The sequence below is a fragment of the Prosthecobacter sp. genome (genome assembly GCF_044227185.1).
In the GTDB taxonomy this organism is placed as follows: domain Bacteria; phylum Verrucomicrobiota; class Verrucomicrobiia; order Verrucomicrobiales; family Verrucomicrobiaceae; genus Prosthecobacter.
In genome coordinates, this window is record NZ_JBGAFO010000003.1 from 634,992 (window position 1) to 656,364 (window position 21,373).

24 protein-coding genes are annotated in these 21,373 nt (G+C 60.3%); 7 read left to right on the forward strand and 17 right to left on the reverse strand.

Annotation, left to right across the window (positions count from 1 at the left end; translation table 11 throughout):
* Positions 1-29: 29 nt before the first annotated feature.
* The 3 genes from ACILSQ_RS10420 to ACILSQ_RS10430 are packed head-to-tail and all read right to left on the reverse strand — an operon-like array spanning position 30 to position 2,749.
* A complete protein-coding gene (locus tag ACILSQ_RS10420; protein ID WP_395743550.1) occupies positions 30-986 on the reverse strand; it encodes a hypothetical protein in 957 nt (318 codons plus the stop codon).
* Positions 987-1,004: 18 nt separating this feature from the next.
* Positions 1,005-2,030 (reverse strand): zinc-binding dehydrogenase, encoded by a 1,026-nt coding sequence (locus tag ACILSQ_RS10425; RefSeq protein ID WP_395743551.1) that lies wholly within the window; start codon positions 2,028-2,030, stop codon positions 1,005-1,007.
* A 20-nt stretch (positions 2,031-2,050) separates the two neighbouring features.
* On the reverse strand, positions 2,051-2,749 hold the full coding sequence (locus ACILSQ_RS10430; RefSeq protein WP_395743552.1) for an orotidine 5'-phosphate decarboxylase / HUMPS family protein: 699 nt from the start codon (positions 2,747-2,749) through the stop codon (positions 2,051-2,053).
* Between the two features lie 56 nt (positions 2,750-2,805).
* Here ACILSQ_RS10430 and ACILSQ_RS10435 point away from each other — a divergent pair, with 56 nt between their 5' ends.
* Positions 2,806-3,609: a helix-turn-helix domain-containing protein gene (locus ACILSQ_RS10435; protein WP_395743553.1), complete on the forward strand. Its 804-nt coding sequence runs from the start codon at positions 2,806-2,808 to the stop codon at positions 3,607-3,609.
* A gap of 3 nt (positions 3,610-3,612) precedes the next feature.
* On the opposite strand, the gene ACILSQ_RS10440 is transcribed toward ACILSQ_RS10435, so the two are convergent.
* Genes ACILSQ_RS10440 through ACILSQ_RS10465 form a run of 6 tightly spaced genes read right to left on the reverse strand, consistent with a single transcriptional unit; the run spans position 3,613 to position 8,016 of the window.
* On the reverse strand, positions 3,613-4,749 hold the full coding sequence (locus ACILSQ_RS10440; protein ID WP_395743554.1) for a prenyltransferase/squalene oxidase repeat-containing protein: 1,137 nt from the start codon (positions 4,747-4,749) through the stop codon (positions 3,613-3,615).
* Positions 4,746-5,402 carry a GNAT family N-acetyltransferase gene (locus ACILSQ_RS10445; protein ID WP_395743555.1) on the reverse strand — a complete coding sequence of 219 codons (657 nt, stop codon included), beginning with the start codon at positions 5,400-5,402 and terminating at the stop codon, positions 4,746-4,748. Before ACILSQ_RS10445 ends, ACILSQ_RS10440 begins: the two co-directional genes overlap by 4 nt.
* Before the next feature lies 1 nt (position 5,403).
* Positions 5,404-5,868, reverse strand: coding sequence for an OsmC family protein (locus ACILSQ_RS10450; RefSeq protein ID WP_395743556.1), 465 nt, complete (start codon positions 5,866-5,868; stop codon positions 5,404-5,406).
* Complete coding sequence (locus ACILSQ_RS10455) at positions 5,868-6,479, reverse strand: FMN-binding negative transcriptional regulator (protein WP_395743557.1); 612 nt, start codon at positions 6,477-6,479, stop codon at positions 5,868-5,870. Before ACILSQ_RS10455 ends, ACILSQ_RS10450 begins: the two co-directional genes overlap by 1 nt.
* Positions 6,480-6,488: 9 nt before the next feature.
* Positions 6,489-7,472 carry an alpha/beta hydrolase fold domain-containing protein gene (locus ACILSQ_RS10460; RefSeq protein WP_395743558.1) on the reverse strand — a complete coding sequence of 328 codons (984 nt, stop codon included), beginning with the start codon at positions 7,470-7,472 and terminating at the stop codon, positions 6,489-6,491.
* 31 nt (positions 7,473-7,503) lie between these two features.
* Positions 7,504-8,016 (reverse strand): GNAT family N-acetyltransferase, encoded by a 513-nt coding sequence (locus tag ACILSQ_RS10465; protein ID WP_395743559.1) that lies wholly within the window; start codon positions 8,014-8,016, stop codon positions 7,504-7,506.
* 299 nt (positions 8,017-8,315) lie between these two features.
* On the opposite strand from ACILSQ_RS10465, the gene ACILSQ_RS10470 reads away from it, so the two are divergent.
* A complete protein-coding gene (locus ACILSQ_RS10470; RefSeq protein WP_395743560.1) occupies positions 8,316-8,789 on the forward strand; it encodes a hypothetical protein in 474 nt (157 codons plus the stop codon).
* 717 nt (positions 8,790-9,506) lie between these two features.
* Complete coding sequence (locus ACILSQ_RS10475) at positions 9,507-10,007, forward strand: hypothetical protein (RefSeq protein ID WP_395743561.1); 501 nt, start codon at positions 9,507-9,509, stop codon at positions 10,005-10,007.
* Between the two features lie 1,075 nt (positions 10,008-11,082).
* On the opposite strand, the gene ACILSQ_RS10480 is transcribed toward ACILSQ_RS10475, so the two are convergent.
* From ACILSQ_RS10480 to ACILSQ_RS10510, 7 genes are all read right to left on the reverse strand, one after another.
* Positions 11,083-11,553: a GNAT family N-acetyltransferase gene (locus ACILSQ_RS10480; RefSeq protein WP_395743562.1), complete on the reverse strand. Its 471-nt coding sequence runs from the start codon at positions 11,551-11,553 to the stop codon at positions 11,083-11,085.
* Positions 11,550-11,831 (reverse strand): pentapeptide repeat-containing protein, encoded by a 282-nt coding sequence (locus tag ACILSQ_RS10485; RefSeq protein ID WP_395743563.1) that lies wholly within the window; start codon positions 11,829-11,831, stop codon positions 11,550-11,552. The genes ACILSQ_RS10480 and ACILSQ_RS10485 overlap by 4 nt, the downstream gene beginning before the upstream one ends.
* Before the next feature lie 473 nt (positions 11,832-12,304).
* A complete protein-coding gene (locus ACILSQ_RS10490) occupies positions 12,305-12,775 on the reverse strand; it encodes a GNAT family N-acetyltransferase (RefSeq protein WP_395743564.1) in 471 nt (156 codons plus the stop codon).
* On the reverse strand, positions 12,772-13,053 hold the full coding sequence (locus ACILSQ_RS10495; protein WP_395743565.1) for a pentapeptide repeat-containing protein: 282 nt from the start codon (positions 13,051-13,053) through the stop codon (positions 12,772-12,774). The genes ACILSQ_RS10490 and ACILSQ_RS10495 overlap by 4 nt, the downstream gene beginning before the upstream one ends.
* Positions 13,054-13,604: 551 nt before the next feature.
* The gene (locus ACILSQ_RS10500; protein ID WP_395743566.1) at positions 13,605-14,033 is read right to left on the reverse strand and encodes a steroid delta-isomerase; all 429 of its coding nucleotides are present in this window, start codon (positions 14,031-14,033) and stop codon (positions 13,605-13,607) included.
* A gap of 1,321 nt (positions 14,034-15,354) precedes the next feature.
* Entirely contained in the window at positions 15,355-16,836 is a 1,482-nt protein-coding gene (locus tag ACILSQ_RS10505) for a malonate decarboxylase subunit alpha (protein ID WP_395743567.1), read from the reverse strand.
* A gap of 515 nt (positions 16,837-17,351) precedes the next feature.
* Positions 17,352-18,110, reverse strand: coding sequence for an SDR family oxidoreductase (locus ACILSQ_RS10510; RefSeq protein ID WP_395743568.1), 759 nt, complete (start codon positions 18,108-18,110; stop codon positions 17,352-17,354).
* 864 nt (positions 18,111-18,974) lie between these two features.
* Between ACILSQ_RS10510 and ACILSQ_RS10515 the strand changes: the two genes are divergently transcribed.
* Genes ACILSQ_RS10515 through ACILSQ_RS10525 form a run of 3 tightly spaced genes read left to right on the forward strand, consistent with a single transcriptional unit; the run spans position 18,975 to position 19,963 of the window.
* A complete protein-coding gene (locus tag ACILSQ_RS10515; protein ID WP_395743569.1) occupies positions 18,975-19,352 on the forward strand; it encodes a VOC family protein in 378 nt (125 codons plus the stop codon).
* A 21-nt stretch (positions 19,353-19,373) separates the two neighbouring features.
* The gene (locus ACILSQ_RS10520; RefSeq protein ID WP_395743570.1) at positions 19,374-19,652 is read left to right on the forward strand and encodes a BrnT family toxin; all 279 of its coding nucleotides are present in this window, start codon (positions 19,374-19,376) and stop codon (positions 19,650-19,652) included.
* Between the two features lie 20 nt (positions 19,653-19,672).
* Positions 19,673-19,963 carry a CopG family antitoxin gene (locus tag ACILSQ_RS10525; RefSeq protein ID WP_395743571.1) on the forward strand — a complete coding sequence of 97 codons (291 nt, stop codon included), beginning with the start codon at positions 19,673-19,675 and terminating at the stop codon, positions 19,961-19,963.
* 420 nt (positions 19,964-20,383) lie between these two features.
* Here ACILSQ_RS10525 and ACILSQ_RS10530 read toward each other — a convergent pair whose 3' ends face one another.
* On the reverse strand, positions 20,384-20,656 hold the full coding sequence (locus ACILSQ_RS10530; RefSeq protein WP_395743572.1) for an HU family DNA-binding protein: 273 nt from the start codon (positions 20,654-20,656) through the stop codon (positions 20,384-20,386).
* Between the two features lie 124 nt (positions 20,657-20,780).
* Between ACILSQ_RS10530 and ACILSQ_RS10535 the strand changes: the two genes are divergently transcribed.
* Positions 20,781-21,341 (forward strand): gamma carbonic anhydrase family protein, encoded by a 561-nt coding sequence (locus ACILSQ_RS10535; RefSeq protein WP_395743573.1) that lies wholly within the window; start codon positions 20,781-20,783, stop codon positions 21,339-21,341.
* Positions 21,342-21,373 lie beyond the last annotated feature (32 nt).

Here is a 21,373-nt window from a genome sequence, read left to right on the forward strand (position 1 = left end):
GTACGGCAGGCCGCCTCCCATCACACAAGCTATTTCACGAACTTCTTCGCAAAGTCCAAAACCGAGCGCGTGAAGGTCCATTCGCCGGTTTCAGGCAGGCACTTGGAAGGCGCGCTCACCCAGCTCTCGATCACCATCTGGTCCGGCCTGCCGTCCACCGCAGCGTAGTCGTAGCCCTGCTGCATGATGGAGGTGTACCAGGTGCTGTCGTCTGCCAGCCCGCGCTTCAGCATGCCGGGATAGCCCGAGGCCCAGTAGATCAGTGAGAAGGGCAGCTTTTTCTGGCGGCAGTAAAGCTCAAGCTGCCGCACCTCTTTCCACGAGCCCTTCTGCTGCACGTTAAAGCGCAGCCAGTCCACATCCAGCCGGTAAAAGTCCAGTCCACGCACCTTCTTCTCGGCAAGCTGCTGCTGCAGCCCTTCGATCCACTTTTTGTGTTCCTCGACGGTGGCAGACGGGTAGGCCTCGATGTCGCCAATGAGCACATCCGGGAAATGCTGGCGCACCAGCGCGATATAATTGGCGGTCTCCTTCATCGCATACTCATCGCTTTCATGAATCTGCTCCCGGGCGCAGACCAGCGGCTCATCCATGGCGATGGCATACAAATTCGCGCCCAGGCTCTGCAGCCGCTCCCAGTTTTTGCGCTCGGCGTTGAAGCACGCTTCGCCAGTCTTGCCCCAGGGCTTGACTGCGCCGACCTCCATCGCCAGCCGCAGCTTCCACTCCTTCATCATGCCGAACCACTTGCGCAGCTCGTCGTCTCTGAAGTGGCGCTGTAGGTTCAGGTCTGTGATGAACAGGACATCCGTATGCGCCCTCGTTTCCTTCCATGCGTCCGGCTGCTCAAAAAGCTGCCGGAATGCCAGGCACTTGTCCTGCCCCGGCGGACTGATCCAAACCGAGGGCTTGGGCGTCTGTGCCTGAGCCGAGACTACGCAGCCACAGACGGACAGCACCAAAACTGTCAGGAGTCGAATGCTCATGAGATTGAAGGGGGGTGATTACACCGGACGTAGCACGCTCTTCACCACTTCGCCCTTGTGCATCTTCTCAAAGGCTTCGTGCCATTCGGTCACGGGCCAGACACCGCCGATGATCGGCTTCACATCAAACTGGCCGCTGCTCAGCAGGGCGATGACGCGTTCCCAGATGGGCCAGTTGTGGCTGAAGCTGCCCTGCAGGGTGATGTTCTTCTGCACCAGCGGGTCGAGGTTGAAGCCCAGAGGCTGCGGACCCCAGCCCACCTTGCTGATCCATCCGGCCGGGCGCACGATGTCGAGCGCGATTTTCAGCGTGATGCTCGCTCCTGCAGCGTCGATCACGCCGTCGCAGCCCAGGCCGTCGCGGGCGGCGGCCCAGGGCTTGGCATCGCCGATGATGACTTCGCAGCCATACTGCTTGGCGATTTCCAGGCGATGCGCATCCTGCGGAAGGCCGACGATGGCCACCTGGGCACCGCAGAGGCGTGCCATGGCAGCGCAGAGAATGCCGATGGTGCCTGGGCCGAGAACGACCACGCGGTCGCCGGGCTCGATGCGGGCGTTTTTCACCACGGCGCTGTAGGCCACGCAGCAGGGTTCGGTGAGGCACGCCTGCTCAAAGGGAAGCTGGTCCGGCACATGGTGCAGGATGCGGCTGGGCACGCGCACATACTTCGTCATGGCGCCATTCACGCCGTAGCCGAAGCCTTTGCGGGTGGGGTCCAGGTTGTAGAGCCCGCGCTTGGTCATCGGGTTGTTCGGGCTGATGATGGCGGCGGTTTCGGAAACCACGCGGTCGCCCACTTTCCAGCCTTCCACTTCCTTGCCCACTTCCACAATGCGTCCGCCAAACTCATGGCCGAGCACAACGGGGTAGTTCACCGGCCAGGAGTGGTCGGCGGTCCACTGGTGGAGATCGGAGCCACAAACGCCCACATTGGCCACTTCGAGGAGCACGTCCTCGCTGCCGATGGTTGGCGTTTCGATTTCACGGACTTCGACGGAGCCTTTTTCAGGCGCGTAATTGACGACGGCGGCGGATTTCATGGGTTGGGAAAGAGATGGAATTAGAAAGCAGGAACGTCCTGAGCGTGCACGGCCTCGCAAATCATGCGCAGCGAAGCTTCGAGATTGCCGTCCGCCGTTTTAAACGCGTCAGCATCAATGGTCAGCGGAGCACCCAGCACCACCAGCGGAGCGCCGTATTTCGGGCACTGGATGGCCTGCTCCAGGCTGAGTCCGCCCACGGCCTGCACGGGCACTTTGACGGCATTCACGACTTCACGAAGCTGGTCCAGCGGGCTGGGCATGCGCTTGCCGGCGGCGGCGATGCCGCGGCGCTCGTCGTAGCCAATGTGATGAATCACGTAGTCGCAGCCCAGATCCTCCAGCCATTTGGCTCCGGCGACCATGTCCTCGGAGATCATGTTGTCGCCCATGACCTTGCAGCCGAAGTCTTTTCCAGCGTTTACCACGCATTTCACGGTTTCCGCATGCGCACGGGCCATGACCACGACGTGGGTGGCACCGGCCTTGGCCATCATCTCGGCTTCCAGGTAGCCGCCATCCATCGTCTTGAGGTCGGCCACGATCGGGGTATTCGGGAAAGCCTTGCGCAGGGCGCGGACACCGTGCAGACCTTCGGCGAGGATCAGCGGCGTACCGGCCTCCAGCCAGTCCACTCCGGCACGCATGGCCAGCGCGGCAGTTTCGAGCGCTTCGTCGATGTTGGTGAGGTCGAGGGAAATTTGGACGATGGGTTTCATGGGCGGTTGGTAGGTTGCAGACTAACGCAGAACCATGCATCGTCGTCACGACAAAGATGATGCGAAATGCGACACCCCTCAAGCCCCGCGTGCGCCCCAAGCGCCCGGCGGCGGAAATAGCGCGCTGGCGGAGGCAGCGTGCGGCATGGATGGCCGCGCTGGAGCCGACGCTGCTGTTTCAGCGGCTGTTTGACCACATCCCAGGGGTTTACTTCTTTGCCAAGAACAAGGCGGGGCATCTCATGTTTGCCAGCGAGGGGCTGATGCAGCGCTACCAGATGCCGGATGACTCGGAGATCATCGGGCGCACGGACTTTGACCTGAATCCCGACACCATGGCGCAGGCCTATGTGGATGATGACAAGCGTCTTCTTGCGGGCAAAGCGGACGTGATCGAACGGGTTGAGCTCTGGTGGGACTCCCAGGGCATCCCCGACTGGTTTCTGGTGACGAAACTTCCGCTTTTTGATGCCAAACGCCGGGTGCAGGGGGTGATGGGCACGCTGAGGCGTCCGGACGAAGCGGAGCGCAGGCTGCCGGTGTTTCAAACCGTGGCACAGGCGGTGGAGATCATACGCCATGATTACGCCAGACCGCTCCTGATCGAAGACGTGGCGAAATCCTGCGGGCAGTCATTGCGGCAGCTTCAGCGCCGGTTTCAGAGCGCGTTTGGCATCACGCCGCAGGAGTTTTTGATCAAGACGCGGGTGCTGGCGGCGGTGCGTCTGCTGGAGCGAACGACCCTGACCGCCAGCGAGGTGGCGCAGCAGTGCGGCTTTGTGGACGCGAGCAGCTTCACGCAGCACTTCCGCAAGCGCATGGGCGAATCGCCGGCGGCGTATCGGCGTGCACGGCGGTGAGGCTCAGTGCAGCTCGTCGCACAGGGCCAGTGCCTTCATGGCCTGGGCCGTGGCGATGTAGGTGATGTAGCTGTAGTTTCCGCGATAGAGCGACTGCATCCACCAGCGGCCGGAGACGCGCTGCTCCCGCTTCAGCCAGGCGAGCCCGCGCTGGATGCGTTCGTCGCTCACCGGCACGTTGTTCTGCCGCATGAGCACGATGGCGAAGGAGGTCATGTAGGCGTCGCTTTCCGGACTGGCAGCGTCTGGAAGACCGCTGATGAGTTTCACCACCGTGTCGCTCATTTTGAAATGCCAGTCGTTCAGGGCCGACATGTCCCGCAGGCACCAGCCGCCGTCGGCATGCTGTTTGGAAGACAGAAGAGACAGCGCGGCATCGCGCTGGGGCTGTGGCACGAGTTCGGGCATGTAGTATGCAAGCTGGAGGCGCAGGATGCGGTCAAAGTCATTTTTTGGCGGTGCATTGCGCAGCCATGCCTTCATTTTCTCGACACGCGCGAGCAGCTCGGGGTCCTTGAGGCTGCTGAGCCACGCGGGCGCCGCGGTCACTGCGCGGGCGGCTTGCAGGGTGAGCTCAAAATCGGTGGTGATGTGCGGGATTTCGACTTCGCCGTAGCTGACGAAGGAGCCGTCGGCGGACTGGCGCATGAGCATTTCCTGAAGGGAGCGCTCCGTGTGGGCAGAAAGCTTTCCTGTCACATGCTTGTCCCATTCGGCGAGACCGATGGAGCGCCAGATGCTGGTCCAGGAGCCGCCGTAGTATTTGATGCCATCCTTTTCCGTTTCTTTCTGCGGCTTGACCTCTGCGGGCACCGTTTTCACAAAGTCCGCCAGCACTTCCTCCAGAGGCATGCCGAGCTGTCTGGCCAGGGCCGGGCGTTCGCTGAGGTAGGGGCCGGTGGTGTGGCAGTTCACGCAGGTCTTTTCGCGCACCCAGCAGATGGCGCCATCGTCGAGGTATTTGGCGGCGGCTTTGATGGTCTCAGGGCCAAAGGCCTTCACTTTCGGCTCATCAGCCCGGGGCAGACTGACCTGAATGCCTTCTGTCTGATACTGGAATTCAGGCTTGGGTTTTGGTTTCGGCGCGTCTGCGGCAAAGACGGCGGAGGTGCTGAGCAGGAGGAAACAAATGGGCTTCATGCACCTGCCTGTACGCTCCGACTGCTGGCGATCAATCGCCCCAGCGAAATCGAGTCGTCTTCGTACAGCCAGCGGTGCATCGCCTTGGAGATCTGCGGCCACTCGTGGTCCAGCATGGCAAACCAGGCGGTGTCGCGGTTTTCGCCCTTGATGATCATGTGCTGGCGGAAGATGCCTTCAAAGGTGAAGCCGAGGCGCAGGGCGGCATTCCTGCTGGGTTCATTGCGTGCATCGCATTTCCACTCCATGCGCCGGTAACCGAGCTGCTCGAAGCAGTAACGGAGGAGCAGGAAGCAGGACTCGGTGTTCGCCTTGGTGCGCTGTGCTGCCGGGGAATACCAGATGTTTCCGAGCTCCGCCACGCCGTGCTCGGCGCGGATGCTCATGAGCGAGATGCTGCCCAGGGGGTGGCCGGCGCCGGTGGCGCGTACAGTGAAGGCGATGACATTGGGCGTGGCCTGCCATTCGCGGAGAAAGGCGGCCTGGTCTGCGACATCAGCAAAAGGGCCGCGAGGCATGAAGCGCCACAGTTTGGGGGTTGATTCATCGACATGCGAAATGGCGTGGAGTTCTGTCACATCCGCAGCCACATCGAGAGGTGTGAGGGTGACGAAGCGGCCTTCGAAAATCCGGGGGGCGGGCTGGGGTTTCATCTCAGGTGCGGGAGTGAACCATGACGTCTGTCTTGATGGAACTGGCGATGAAGCACTGCTCATGGGCAAGGTGATGCAGGTGTTCGATCTCCGCAGAATCAGGATGCTTTTCGCCGCTCCAGGTGATGCGGGGGCGAAGGGTGATCTGGCTGACCCAGAGGGCGCCGTGTTCGTTTTTCGTCATGATTCCTTCGGCTGCGTCGTCGTAGCTCTCGGCGCAAAATCCGGCGTCGCAGGCGACGTGGAGAAACCAGAGCATGTGGCAGCTCGAGACGGAAGCGATGAAGAGTTCCTCGGGGTCGATGCCTGCGGGGTTTGACCAGGGGGCAGGGACGATTTGGGGGGATGGAGAGCCGGGAATTGTGGCGCCGCCGTCGAAGTGAAGGGTGTGTTCGCGGGAGTAGCGGCGGCTGAGGAAGTCAGGGCCCTGGTTTTTCCAGCGGACGGTGGCGGTGTGGCGGGACATCAGAGAGTTTCCTGCATCATTTTGGCGGTGTCGCGGTCGGTCTGATCGGTGCTGTTTTGCAGCATGGAGATGACTCCTGGCGCATCTTGTGGACGATTCTGGCTGAGCTTGAACTTGCCTTCGAGGCGGGTGATTTCGATCTCGATGCCGACGATGCCTTTCATGAGGCCGTCGCGGAACTCGGGGGGAAGCTCCCCGTTCCAGCGGTTGGGGCGGCCGGATTCGTAGAATTCGACGAGGTCGTGAAGCATCTGGGCGAAGCGGTCGTGCTGCGTGATGATGCGCGGGATGCCGTAGGCGTGGACGGCGGTGTAGTTCCAGGTGGGGACATTGGGCTCGGTGGCGTACCAGGCGGGGGAGATGTAGGCGTGGGGACCGGTGAAGATGACGAGGACTTCAGACTTGGTGAAATGCGACCACTGAGGGTTGGCGCGGGCCATGTGGGAAATCAAAGTACCGTGCGACTTTTGTGTCGGATTCAGCAAAAAGGGCAGGTGGGTGGCATGCGGGAGGTTGCCGTCGTGGGTGACGAGGGTGGCGAAGCTGTGGCGCTGCATGAATGCATGCAGGGTGCCGAGGTCCTCGATTTTGAAATGGCCGGGGGTGTACATTTCAAGCGGCTATTTTTCCTTTTCCTTTTCCTTTTCGGGGAGGGCGGGGATGGGGGTGATGTCGAGCGGGGTGTCCTGGCCGAGGAGGACGTTGCCGATGAAGGTTTTGGCGCGGGCGATGACTTCGGGGTGGTTGACGGAGCCGTGGGCGCCGTCGGTGATGGGGACGAGGAGGGAGGGGACGCCGGCTTGTTTGAGGGCGGCGTGGATGGCTTCGGCGTGGAGGAAGGCGACGCGTTTGTCGGCGGTGCCGTGGAAGGTGATGAAGGGGGGATCGTCGCTGGTGACGTAGGTGACGGGGGAGGCGGCGAGGGCTTCGGTGTGTTTTTCTTCATAGGTGCCGCCGAGGAGGCCGATCACGGCGTCGTCTTTGGCGATGGGCTTGTCGTCTTTGTCGAACATGAGGGCCTGGGTGAAGTCTTCGGGGCCGCAGAGGTTGGCGACGCACTGGACGCGGCTGCTGAACGAGGTGTTGGGGCCGAGGGCGCCTTCGAGTTCTTTGACGTCGCCGCTGGTGCCGATGAGGGAGGAGAGGTGGCCGCCGGCGGAGCTGCCCATGACGGCGATTTTGTCGGGGTCGAGGTTGTATTCTTTGGCATGGGCGCGGATCCAGCGGATGGCGGCTTTGCAGTCGTAGATCTGGGAGGGCCAGTGGGCTTCCTTGGTGAGGCGGTAGCCGACGGCGACGGCGGCGTAGTCTCCGGTGCGGGCGAACTGGATGGCAGCGGCGGCGTAGCCGAGGCGGTCGCCATTGACCCAGCCGCCGCCGTGGATGAGGGCGACGACGGGGAGGGGCTTGTCGGTGTTGCGTTTTTTAGGGAGGTAGAGATCGACCTTTTGCTTGGGGTTGTCGTTGCCGGCGTAGGGCTGGTCGAGGCGGAGTTCGACCTGATTTTTTTCGGCGACGTTTTGGGCGTTCTGTTTTTGGGCGGCCAGGTCCTGGGCCCATGCGGATGAGGTGACGAGAAGGAGGAAAGGGAGGAGGTGTTTCATGGTGGGTAGAGAACGGGGCGGGTGGTGGAAACTAGCGGCGGCGGTAAATCAGCATGGGCATGCCGAGAATGGTTTCCGAATGGGACAGGTCAAAGCCAAGTTTTTCCAGCACGCGGCGGGAGCGCAGGTGGTCGGCGTGCACGTCTGCGAACAGTGGTGTACCGGGGTGGTGGGTGTCGAACCATGCGAGCCAGGCGCGGCCCACCTCACTGGCGTAACCCTGTCCCCAATAGGGTTTGGCGAGGCGAAAGCCGAGTTCGATGCGTTTGCCGTCGGGAAGGTGATAGAGGCCGCTGTCGCCGATGGGCTTGCCGGTTTCTCGATGAAGGATCAGCCGTTTGCTGAAACCATGATGTCTTTGATGTTCGCGGTAGCGATGGATGCGGCGGCGGGAGTCCTCCGGCGTGAGGTCCGCACCGCCGGGGATGAACTGCATCACCGAAGGGTCGGAGAACCAGGCGAAGGCATGCCCGGCATCCTCTTCCTCGAAAGGGCGCATGCGGGTGCGCTCGGTTTCGAGCCAGTGGTGGTCCGGGAGTGGCATGGGCCATCTCAACGACGTGAGAACCTCCCGATATTGCATCCGCGCGTGAGTTTTCATAGGCTGAAGGCCGGTGCCTTTTCCTATGCCACAGCACCTGTCGCCGGTGTCAGAACATGAGGTTCACGCGCGTCATATATTTAACAAGGGTGTTGCCTGGGACGCGCCCTTGCGCCAAAAGCAACTCCCATGAACTCGCCACCCCGTGGTACTCGACAAATCTGCGCCCAACAACGTTGTTGACGTACTCGACAGAATTGTTTTTCATCAAGTAGTTCACCCACCCCAACACGTCACTCGTGATGCCTGTCGATTCCAGCAGCTTCAACATTCTTGAGCAGCTCGTCAGCGATCAGATTGCCAGAAGCGGCGGCACGACAGCTCCCCGCCTGTTGGTTCGGAGGCAGTCTATAGATGTTTCCAGTTTCGGACAGTGGTTCACGGGAGTCGCAGATCGACCTGATTATCCCATCAAAGAGCTGCTCCAATCTCGTGAGGCTACAGATTGGGCTCCATTTTTTCATCTCGATTCTAGAGCCAACCTTGTTGAGCGTGAGATGATTGAATTGGAGTTTGACCGCTATTGCGAGTTACGTCGCGACTCGCATCAGCAAATCGTCTTCTCGTTTTCTGCTTCAGTGCCTACCGATGAGGGCCATATGCTATACTGCACTGCTGATCGAGGTTTTTTGTGGGCTTGGGGCTTCCTTTGCACATACAGCGGGAGTTTCGAGTCTCCTACCACACTATCCATAGTGAACGTATGGCGATCCTGAGACGACACCAACAACAGAAACCAAGGGCGAACAAAACGGATGCAGGCAACGGCCCGAAGGCTATCTGTCGTGTCTGCAACGACTTGCGCTCTCCGTCGCCTGATCCGAGACGTTCGCCCAACAAATAGAGTCCGTCGCAAATGCCCCTCGAATACGCTGAGTCCAAGGAGAAGATTCCCACTGGCTTTGCATACTGCCTGAAGCGATCAGACATAGACGGGGGCTTCGGCTCCTCGATAGAGCCTACGGTATTAGTCCGCTTCAAGCGGTTCATGCATGGCAATCGGTTGGAGCGAGACCACTGGCTTCACGATGTTTATGGGCCATGTGCAGTTCTGAGCGTCCGCTACAGCAGCGGGCACTGGGCCTCGACTGCTGTATCACGACACAGTGAGCGCTTTCGTCCATCTTGGTTTCTATACGTCTGCGCCGTGCCAAGCGATCTTCGCCACCAGATTCGCGCTGACTGTATCTCCATGCACCTGCCATCATTGGTTTCCATGATCGCCTGCACGCAGACGGGCACATGGCTTAGTTCCGACCATCGTCGAACAGTCTATTTTGATCCAGTTGAGAGGACGACAAAAATACGAGATGAAGATCACATCTAACGGCCAACCAAGGGCGAACAAAACGGATGCAGGCAGGGGGCTCGAAGGCTGTCTGTCGTGTCAGCGAAGTCTTGCGCTCGCCGTCGCCACAGCTTAGACATAGGCAGTGAAGCAATACTTTACAGGAGAATTTTCCGCCAGGCGTCCTGCTACGATAGCTGGCTGCCTGGTTCTGACCGCGGCTGGACTTTGTCTGGCCTGCATGTGGGTCCCGCAGATGATTCTGCCAACGGGCATGACTCACATGATGGGCACGCTCTGCGGCCTGCTTTTTATTTTTGTATTTCTCGGTGGCGGGATGTTTCTCCTGTCCAAGATCGTCAAGAACGCGAAGACGGTTCTGTTGATCACGTCTGACGGGCTTTCATACGGGTCGAAGAAGTATCGTTGGGAAGACATCACCGAGATCGGGATCATGGAGAAATACACGAGACGGAAGGATCTTTACTGCACGACAGCCCTGAATCCCTTTGTCGTCGAGCTTCTGCTTTCCCGAGGGCTGGGTGCTGAACAGATTGCGGTGCTGTTTGGAGAGCTCCGCAGAGAAGTGGTTCCGATCCATCCTCATGTTTGTCTGCACGAAAAGGATGATGGAGGCCCACCGTGACGCAAGAAGTCTATCATACAGGGACCCGCCATTATCGGCGTCTTCCAATATTGATCACGGGGATGGTGTTGTTTGCGTTCTGCTCCTTCTTTCTGATCCGCCTTTTCCCGCAGTGGATTGCCGTCTGGCATGATCCCAGAAAGTTCGTATTTGGCCTCCTACCCATGGGATTCTTGAGTTTCTTCGCTTTTCTCGGCGCCATGCTGATTCGATACTATCTGACCGATTTTCGCCTGGAGTTACGGATCGATTCAGAGGGAGTCCATTATGGTCGTCGCTTTTATCCATGGACAGAGATTGGTTCGCTGTCTGGCCGGGGGTATCACGGGAGGCTGCATTTGCTTCTCCACCGGAGAGGGCGGATAGCACTCGACCGCCACCTCCTGACTGACGCAGGACTGACGGAGGATGAGTATTCACGTCTCATGGAGCGACTCGATGAGGGCATTGGGGCCCTGTATCCACACCTGAGAATCGGATGATGCTGGAAGCGCGTCACTCATAATGCCGCCAACGGCCAAACGGGGACGAACAAGGCGCTGGTGGACAACCGCCGGCCAGCGGAGCAGTCAGACGACATCAACATGTTCAGAGCCGTGTGCCGGAGGCTGGCGAGAAGCTCAAGCAACGCAGAGGTCCCGATGAATCTGCGCACGGTTCTCGCATGCCTCCGGCATGCGACCTTGATCCTGCATGCTTGCATCACGTGATCCGGTGGTTCTCGTCCGGCAAGCCCCGCTTCGCCACCGGCTCATTTCCATGCCCCCCGGTTGCGAATGCACGAATCAGGCGGTGTTTGAAAACCCGCGACAGCGCTTGTGGGGTGAGATTTGGGTGTGGCGGCGGTTTGTGTCACCGCTACGCGGTTCCACGAAACGGGAGGCATGGGTGATTCGGCTCCGTGGGCTTGCGCCCACGGCTACGGTTGTGCCAGCGCTACGCGCTTTCGGAGGGAGAGGCTTGCGGCTTGAAGCATGTCATAAGATGGCATGTACTTGCCATGGCCATTCAGCAAAGGTGTTTCAAACTCGGCCTGGTGACAGAGGACTGCGTGAGCGGCGTTGCACGTGCCACCCTATTTTGTGGGTCTCAATAATGACTTGGAGAGATACATTTTGCTGTGTCCGTGCGAGTCCCAGTCGGGGATCTGGCCGACGATTTGGAAACCGTGGGAGAGGTAGAAGCGGGGGGCCTGATAGTCCATGGTATCGACATAGACGTACTTGCAGCCGCGTTCGAGGGCGAGGCGTTCGGCTTCAGCGAGAAGGGCGGCGCCGATGCCTTGGGAGCGCCAGTCGGGATGGACGGACATGATGGAGATGCGCAGCCAGGAGAGCTGGGTTTCGGCGAGGAGGCCGCCGACGACGGCATCACCGGAATGAGCGAGGAGGATGAGAGGGCGGGCTGCGTTTTCCGGCTGCTGCCATTTCTCCATGAAGGCGGGGTTTACGGCCCAGTTGTGCTCGCGCAGCCACTGGCGGACGAGGTCGCAGCCGGGTGCCGAGGTGTCTTCTGTTTGGAGGAGAGTCCAGCCGGTGGTCTTCATGAGGATGACTGGCTCCGATGAAGATTCAGCAGGTCGGTGACGAGGATGCCATTGATGCGCATGCCTTCGTAGCAGGCGTCTTCGATGCTCATGTGGGAGCAGTTGGCGTTGCGGATGACGGTTCCCGTGAGATTGACGTCCTCCAAATGCGAGGAGGACAGGTTCACGTTTACGAACCGGGCGGCTGAGAGATTGACGTCGTTGAAGGTGGCTGAGCTGAGGCGGGTGTTGAGGAACTCGGCGTTGCTGAGGTCGGCGTTTTCGGTTTTGGGTGGCATGGGAGTAAATCGTGGGTTTTGGAGCTGGCGACGAGGTTTTAGCGGGGCGGAGCTTGTTGCAGTCGCTGCTGGTGGGCTTGGGGTGTGGCGGAGTGTTGGGTTTGCTTCCTGGACTGGCTCCCAAAACCCAGGGGAGCACTCGCTAAAGCTCGGGACCCCTGGGCTGTCTTCCGGAAGGCCGCTGGCCTTCGAGACAAAGCAGTCTGTCTATTATAGCGTTTTCCAAAACGGATTTCCGGTCAGCGGCGCTTGGAGACGTTCGGCGGAGGCTGGAGGACCAGCCTCCCTACCCCGCGCCAGGCATGCGAGTGCCCAGCGCAGGTGGGGCTGGCTGTCCTCAGCCAGCCGCCGTCGAAGCCCATGATCTGCGATCAAGAAACAGCCCGCTAAATGGAAATGAGTTTTGCGAACCGCTATATGCAATCCTCAATAGTGACAAGAGGACCGCATGAGCGGCGTTGCAACGTGCCACCCTAGTTTGGGGGTCTCAATAATGACTTGGAGAGATACATTTTGCTGTGGCCATGCGAATCCCAGTCGGGGATCTGGCCGACGATTTGGAAACCGTGGGAGCGGTAGAAGCGGGGGGCCTGATAGTCCATGGTATCGACATAGACGTACTTGCAGCCGCGTTCGAGGGCGAGGCGTTCGGCTTCGGTGAGAAGGGCGGCGCCGATGCCTTTGGAGCGCCAGTCGGGATGCACGGACATGATGGAGATGCGCAGCCAGGAGAGCTGGGTTTCGGCGAGGAGGCCGCCGACGACGGCATCACCGGAATGAGCGAGGAGGATGAGAGGGCGGGCTGCGTTTTCCGGCTGCTGCCATTTCTCCATGAAGGCGGGGTTTACGGCCCAGTTGTGCTCGCGCAGCCACTGGCGGACGAGGTCGCAGCCGGGTGCCGAGGTGTCTTCTGTTTGGAGGAGAGTCCAGCCGGTGGTCTTCATGAGGATGACTGGCTCCGATGAAGATTCAGCAGGTCGGTGACGAGGATGCCATTGATGCGCATGCCTTCGTAGCAGGCGTCGGAGATGCTCATGTGGGAGCAGTTGGCGTTGGAGATGACGGTTCCCGTGAGATTGACGTCCTCCAAATGCGAGGAGGACAGGTTCACGTTTACGAACCGGGCGGCTGAGAGATTGACGTCGTTGAAGGTGGCTGAGCTGAGGCGGGTGTTGAGGAACTCGGCGTTGCTGAGGTCGGCGTTTTCGGTTTTGGGTGGCATGGGGAGGTGGGGATGCAAGGGGTGAACTGAGGACTGCATGCTGGCGGTAACGGGGCGGTGCGGAGTGGCGTTGCAGACGCTGCTGGTGGGCGCGGCGTGTTTAGAAGATGATGGGTTTGCTTCCCGGAGTGGTTGTTGGAAACCCAGGGCGGCGCTCGCTGAGGCTTCCTCCTTCGCTCTACGAGGTACGAAGGACTGACGCGCTTTGCCCTGGGCTGCGATAGGCCGCACCTTTGGTGCTGAGAGTGGTGATGGCGGGTGCGGAGTGAGTGAGTTGGTTGCGTTTGGGATGAACGATGGGGAAGAGGTCGGGAAGCTGGAGTGGGAAGTTGTTTGGGCGGTTATGGCGTTTTCCAAACTGGATGTCCGGTTAGCGGCGCGTGGAGACGTTCGGCGGAGGCTGGAGGACCAGCCTCCCTACCTCGCTGCAGGCATGCGAATGTCCAGCGCAGGTAGGGCTGGATGTCCTCAGCCTGCCGCCATCGAAGCCCATGATCCGCGATTAAGAAACAGCACGCTCAACGGAAATGAGTTTTGCGAACCGCTATATCTCAGGATTGAGGGTCGAGGGTTTTGGGGCCGGAGAGGAACCAGGCGTTGATGATTTGGCTGTTGTCGGCGGAGACTTCGTAGGTGGCGATGAGTTCGAGGGTGCCGGGGCCTTCGAGGAAGGTGCGGGTGACGCGCTGGTGGCCGATGATGAAGCGGCCCATGATGAGGCGGTTGAGGAGATGGGGATCCTGGAGGCGGGAGGCGGGAGGCGAAGCGTTCGCGGAGCTGGGCGGTGCCGGTGCGAGGGGGGACGGGTGTTCGAAGAGGCGGGCGTCCGGGGCGTAGGTGGCGAGGAGGGCGTCGAGGTCGTGGGCGTTGCAGGCGTCGAGCTGCTGCTGGATGAGGGTGGCGGGGGAGGCCGTGGTGGATGTGGAGATGGGGGAGAGGAAGGCCGGAGGACCTGGGTTTTCAGGTGGGCGAGGGGTCATTCGGTTTTGCCGCAGAGGGGCAGAGAGGCAGAGGGAGCAGAGGTTTTTCTTTTTTTGTTTGTGGGGTCTGACGGGCCTTTGAGGGGTGAGCTCTGGAGCGAAGCGGAAGCAGCCGAAGGCAAATTTGATAAACGCAGAGGATCAGAATTTGGAACCACGGATGACACGGAATACACGGAGGGAGCAGGATTTTTGAGTGGCCTACGGAATACGCGGAATACACAGAAACCAGAATGAGAGGAGGGATGAGGATGGAGTTGTTGGAGCGGTGCTTTGTAACAAGGGAGGGCGGGGTGTTGCGCTTTTTTGGTGTGGTCTGGGTGCGAACGATGGGATGGGTGGATGAAGGAATGGAAGGAGGAAGTGATGGGGACGTGCGATTTAGCCGCAGAGCACCTGAACTCGAGGCGACTGGATTGTGGAACGTGGAGCAACGGCGGACGCTGTTCTAGAAAGAATGCGCTCATTTTCGCAAAGGAATGGCTGGAAATTTGCACCGCAGAGCAGCCGAACTCCAAGAGGATGGACTGTGGAACGGGGAGTAACGACGGAGGCCAGTGGCGAAAGGGGGCGCTGTTTTTTGGCAAAGGAATTTCTTGGCAAAGGAATGGCCGGAGATTTGAGGCGTAGTTAGTCAGAAGAGGCAGAGGTGCAGAGGGGGCAGAGTTTTTAAATGTGGAATGTGTGGATGGAGGCCCGGGGGCGGAAGTGGGGCGTTGTTTTTGGGCAGGGGAGTTTTTTGGCAAGGGAATGGGCGGAGTGGGATGGCCGAAAGCGGGGGAGGCGAGTCGAGAAACGGCTTGATTTCAAATTCCCAACAAGCCGGCAAGCTCAGCGCTATTGGTCAGAGCGCGGGTTCATTTTCATCGCCCGAACAACCATCGACTGCGACTTAATTCCAACTGGTGAATCGCGGATGCAGCACGGCATTTCTCCGGCTGCTGAAAAATATCAGCAATGCGGGTAAAATTTTCCCGAAGAAATGAGAGGTCGTGTGAAGGTTTCATTTTTTTGTATCGGGCATTCCGCATCAAGTAATTCCAAATGATGTCCAACGAGTACCAGCCGGCCTTTTGCCAATCACCATCCGCACAAAAGTACTCTATCCATCCCTGCTTTTCGTTACCATTACAGACACAGCGCCGTCGGAATATTTGAGGCATACGCTTCCACCAAATTCGGGGGAATACTCTGCGGCCATCAAGTCCAGTCCGGCGCTTTCTGCAAAGTCCTTATGCATTGCGGCCAATCTGTCAGCAAGGTCACTCATGGTCAGTTTGCTTTGATGAGTGATCGTTGATGTGCACTGCGAGAGCCAGCCTTATTTAGCGGGCAAGTTCACGCTGTGTGGCCGAGTGCCTCCCGCATACCTCCGGCATGCGACCTTTTGCGGGAATGTGATCGTGGGCGGCATCCGGTGGTTCACGCTGCACCGCTTCGCGGTTTCGCTGCACCACCGGCTCATTTCTTTGCTCCCTTCAGGAGCGATGAAGGCCGAGGATGGGGGTGAACTGCATTTGATCGAGGACGTCGCGCTGGAGATCGAGGCCGGGGGTGATTTCGATGAGGCGGAGGCCGTGGGGGGTGAGTTCGAAGACGGCGCGTTCGGTGATGTAGAGGACCTGCTGGCCCCGCCGACGCCGGCGAAGCGGCCGGCGAAGCTGGCGACATTGACGCTGCCTTCGGCATCGATTTCGACGGCGCCGAGGACGCCGATGTCGAGGCCGCCGCCGTCGTAGAAGTCGAACTGGGCGGGCTGGTCGATGATGGCTTCGGGGAAGTGGCTGCAGCCGAAGCTGAGGCCGGAGGCGGGGACGCCGCCGGTGGGGCCGCTTTCGACGGTGAGGGTGAACTCGTGGAGGCGGCCGGTTTCGGCGGCGACCATGGCGACGGCTTCGGGGAGGCCGATGCCGAGATTGACGATGTCTCCGCGGCGGACTTCCTGGAGGGCGCGCGCGCCGATGCGTTTGCGGTCGCACTCGGCCATGGGGGGGAGGGTGAAGGAGCCGGGGCTGGTGACGACGAAGTCTTCGACGAAGACTTCGCCGAAGGTTTGATCGTGATACTGGCCGCCGGAGGTGACGATGTAATCGACGAGGAGGCCGGGGACGCGGACGGACTTGGGGTCGGGCAATTGATCGACGACGGATTCGACCTGGGCGATGACGATGCCGCCGTGATTTCTGGCGGCCTGGGCCATGGGGAGGACTTCGCTGATGATGCCTTCGCAGTCCATGCTGAGATTTCCGCGGGGATCGGCATAGGTGGCGCGGATGAGGGCGACGTGGATGGGCATGTACTTGTAGCGAAGCCAGGTTTCGCCATCGAGGGTGATGCGCTCGACGAGGGGCTCGGTGGTGCGGGCATTGAGCATGCCGCCGCTGTGGATGGGATCGATGAAGGTATTGAGGCCGACTTTGGTGAAGAGGCCGGGGCGTTTGGCGGCGATCTCACGGGTGAGGACGGAGAGGACGCCCTGGGGGAGATTGTAGGCTTCGACTTGGTTGGCGAGGGCGAGTGAGCCGAGTTTGGGTGCGAGATTCCAATGGCCGCCGACGATGCGTTTGAGGAGGCCGGGATGGGCGATGCGGCCCATGCCGCGCTCGATGCGGTCTCCCTGGCCGGCGCAGTAGAAGAGGGTGAGGTCTGTGGGGGTGCCGGTCTGGAGGAAGCGGCGCTCGAGGGCGAGGGTGAGCATTTCCGGATGACCGGAGCCGACGAAGCCGCTGATGGCGACGGTGGAGCCGCTGGGGATGGCGGCGATGGCTTCGTCTGCGGTGGCGAGGGTGGCGGGGGCGCGCATGTTTCAGAGACTGCGGAGGGTAAGGAAAACGGATTTAACACCGCGAGAGATTAGAAGACCGCAGAGATGAGTTTTGATGTTGGAGGCGGAGGTAAGGGGCGCGGGGGATAGGGCGAATCGTTCAATGAGAGCGATGGATGCCTGCGGTGCAGCAGTGCGGCGGGACGCGGTGCGGACGCTGCTGGAACCCGACGTGGTGTGGCGGAGTGCTGGGTTTGCTTCCCCGGATTTTGCGTGGGTGACCCAGGGCTTGCTCGTTCCTCGCTGCGCCCTGGGCTGAATCCGACGCCCCTTTGGGGCTGGTGCCGGGCGGGGAGTTTGAGGAGGCAAGAGCATCGACCGGGTATCAATAGTTTTTGGTATGATTGGCACCGCAGGGACGTGGGCGGAAGGGGATGGAATGACGAAACCAGAATGAGGAATGACGAATGAGTGACCGAGAGTGGACGACGCGATGCTTCGCTCCGGGAGGAGGAGCAGGAGTAAGAGGAGGAGGAAGATTGACGCGGGCGCGACTAGCCGCGCCAGCCGCCGTTGATTTCGAGGGTCTGGCCGGTGACGTAGGAGGCGAGGGGGGAGCAGAGGAAGAGGACGACGCTGGCGACTTCTTCGGTGGTGCCGAAGCGGGCGAGGGGGACGTTTTTGATCATCTCGGCGCGGACGTTTTCGGGGATGGTGGCGGCCATGGCGGTGTCGATGACGCCGGGGGCGATGGCGTTGGCGCGGATCTGTTTGCGGGCGGCTTCGCGGCTGAGGACGCGCATCATGGCCTGGACGCCGGATTTGGCGGCGGCGTAGTTTGCCTGGCCGAAGAAGCCCTGGATGGCGGCGATGCTGCCGAAGCTGACGATGGCGCCGTGGTCGCGCATGATTTCGAGGGCGTATTTGCAGCAGTGGAAGACGCCGGAGAGATTCACATCGATGACGGAGTCCCATTCATCGAGGGTCATCTTGGAGATGGTGCGGTCTTTGATGATGGCGGCGTTGTTGATGAGGAAGTCGAGGCCGCCGTGGCGGGCCTGGACGTCTCCCATCATGGTGCGGACCTGCTCGGGCTTGGCGACGTCCGCGGCGATGATGCTGGCGCTGTCTGTGCGGAGGAGATTGAGCTGGTCGGCGAGGAGCTGGGCGTCCGCGGTGGTGGCGGGGGTGCCGAGGTGATTGATGACGACGGTGGCGCCTGCCTGATGGAAGGTGCGGGCGACCTGGGAGCCGATGCCCTGGGATGCGCCGGTGATGAGGGCGACTTTGCCGGTGAGATCGATGGAAATCATGGGGGAGGTTTTACGAGACGGGGCTGGGGAGTTCAAGCTTTCCGTGGGGCGGAGCGAGCGCGTCTGAGGGATTTCAGATTTGAGTGCCTACGGAACACACGGAATACACGGAATACACGGAAGGGGATCAGAGGTGGGGTGGTGAAAGGGGGCTGTTTTTTTGCAAAGGAATGAAGGAGCAAAGGAATGGCCGGGGGTTTGTACCGCAGAGCATCTGAACTCGAGGTGGCTGGAGTGAGAAATGGAGGGTAACGGTGGAGGGTGTTTGAGAGGGCTGGGAGGAGGCGGCGCGCTGTTTTTTGGCAAGGGAATGGGCGGTGATGGGAAGGCATGGGCTTGGCACTTTGCGCGTTGCGCGAGGGGCGCAGCGGTGAAGAGGGATGAGGAAACCGCAGAGAATGGACGGGCGCAGAGATCTGAATGAGAGACGTGCCGAAGCGGTGTGAGTCATTCGGGAGCACCTGAAATCGAGGCGGATGGATCGTGGAACGGGGAGTAACGATGGAGGCCAGTGGCAGAAGGGGGCGCTGTTTTTTGACAAAGGAATGAAGGAGCAAGGGAATGGCCGAGGTTTGATCGGTGCGAAGCTGGCGAGAACGCAGAGAGGGCCGGAAATGGGAACCACGGATGGCACGGATTGACACGGATGCCGGATGGGATTTGGGGATGGGGTGATGAGGGGGCGCTGGGTTTTGGGCGGTCCGGAGTCAGGGCAAAAAGATTGGGGGCAGAAAATTTTTTTCCCGGAGGGTGGTGGTGATCAGAGCTGCCAACGCGAATGGGCGCGAATATCTGCGAATGACCGGGAATGGCGGCGGGTGGAGGATCATTTGCCACGGGGCAGGCTGTGGCATAGGCTGGGGGATGGTTAAAAAACTTCTCCACACCCGGTACCGGGTGAATGATCTCGAAAAGACGGTGCATTTTTACACGCAGGTGCTGGGCCTGAAGGAGGTGCGGCGGCACAAGTCTCCGCGGGGCTCGGAACTGGTGTTTCTGCAGACGCCGAACAGTGATGAGCTGATCGAGATCTGCAGCTTTCCGGCGAGCGGGCCGGTGACGTTTTGCAGCGACCTGACGCATCTGGCGTTTGAGGTGGAGAGCATCGAGGAATTTGCGAAGCATGCGGCGGCGCTGGGGTATCCGCTGTCGGATGGACCGACGCCGAGCTCGAGCGGGGTGTTTGCGTTTATTGACGCGCCGGAGGGGTATGAGATAGAACTGATCGAATACCGGAAATAATCTCGTTAAATAAGAACCCGCATGGACTTCGACTGGATCGGCGCCGCCTTTGACCTCTCCCAACTTCCTCCCAAGGATATTGAGGAGTCGTTTGAGGACCCGTTTTCGATCAAGCTGCTGCCAGACACGCAGCCGGAGAATGCGGAGGCGCGGTATTACAACCTGGGGAAGTCGCTGCAGGGGAAGCCGGTGTACAGTGTGTTCTGGACCGACGGCAAGCACTACCGGGTGATTTACGCGCGGCTGATGACGCCTGGAGAGCATGAATTTTTTGAGCGCAAGAAGGCGGAGGAGCTCTGAACCCACGCATCACTACTTTCATGGACACCGCACCTGCTGATTTGAAACTGATCCGAGCCTGGAAGGATGTGCCTGCCTTTGAATCTGAGGAGGCGGAGGGGAAGTACTGGGCGGCGCACCAACTGGATGCGCGGCTGATGCAGGCGTCGATCCACCGCTCGGATGTGAGGGAGTCCACGACGATCACGCTGAGGTTTGACCCGCGGATGCTGAGCCGGATCAAGCGGGTGGCGAGAAGGCGGTATTTGAATTATCAGAGCATGATCAAGCAGTGGCTGAGCGAGAGGATGGAGCAGGAGCTGAAGGACTAGAAGGGGGGGCTGGTGGAGCGTGAGCTGAAAGGGAGAGGGTGTGCGCAGGCGGATTGTGATACCACGATCTGTTGAAAATGAGTCCATTTCTCGCTCGAAGAAACTCTTTTAGCAGAGGAGGAGCACCACCTGACAGCGGAGCCAAAGCGCGGCGGAGTTCTGTGCAGACGCTGCTGGCGAGCCTGGGGTGTTGCGGAGTGGTGGATTTGCTTCCCGGGCGGTGGCTTGGTTAACCCAGGGTAGCCTCGCCAAGGCTCGGCAACCCTGGGCTATATTCCGCAACCCCTTTGGGGTTGATGTGAGGCGGAGCGAAGCGTCTAAAGGGCGAAAAGGGCTCTCAATGAGCGTCTTGGATGCAGACCCCTCTTCAACTGTTCATGGTATATGCTGAGAACTGAAAACTGGCCGGAGCCTACGGGGCTAGAGGGAGTTTTTGAGGGCGGCGGAGGCGACGAAACGGACGGTCTTGGAGGGCTTGATCTCCACGGGTTCCTTGGTCTTGGGATTGCGGCCCATGCGGCCGTTGCGGCTGACGGGCTTGAAGGTGCCGAAGCCGATGAGCTGCACCTGCTCTTTTTTGACGGCCTTGGTGATGGCCTGGAGGACGGCATCGAGCGCGTCTGAGGCAGCGCGTTTGGAGGTGTCGCCGCCAAGGATTTCCTGCACTGCGTCGATGAGTTGAGCTTTGTTCATGAACGTGGGTGAGATTCGTTGTTGGATTGAAGGTGAGTCCGTTCCAGAATGAATGCGGCGCGGCGCGGCGCTTTTTATGGCGCTTTCCGTTCCGATCCACAATCATAAAATCTTTCTTCGAGCCATGGAAACACTAAAGAAATTCTTGCTTCCGGAGGCGCGGCCTGCTGTGGCCGCGGATGTCTTTATTGCACAAGGTGCGGTGGTGCTGGGGGCGGTGGAGCTGGGGGAGCAGTCCAGCGTGTGGTATGGCGCGGTGCTGCGGGGGGACATCAACCGCATTGTGGTGGGGGCGCAGAGCAATGTGCAGGACGGGAGCGTGCTGCATGTGAGCGATGACTGCGCCTGTGTGCTGGGGGAGCGTGTGACGGTGGGACACCGCGCGGTGGTGCATGCGTGCACGGTGGGGGACGAGGTGCTGGTGGGGATGGGGGCGATCATTTTGGATGGAGCGCAGATCGGCGCGCGGAGCGTCATTGCGGCGGGAGCTTTGGTGACGAAGAACGCGGTGATCCCGGAGGGGTCTCTGGTGGTGGGCTCGCCTGCGCGGGTGGTGCGTGCGCTGACCGCGGAGGAGCAGAAGGCGAATGCGAAGCTGGCGCTGAAGTATGTGGAGGTGTCGCGGAGGTACCGGGAGATGGGGCTGGGCGGCGGGGTGGTGGAGATCCCACAAGCGCCGGTGTAGGGCAACCAAGGCAGGCGCAGAAAAACCCCACG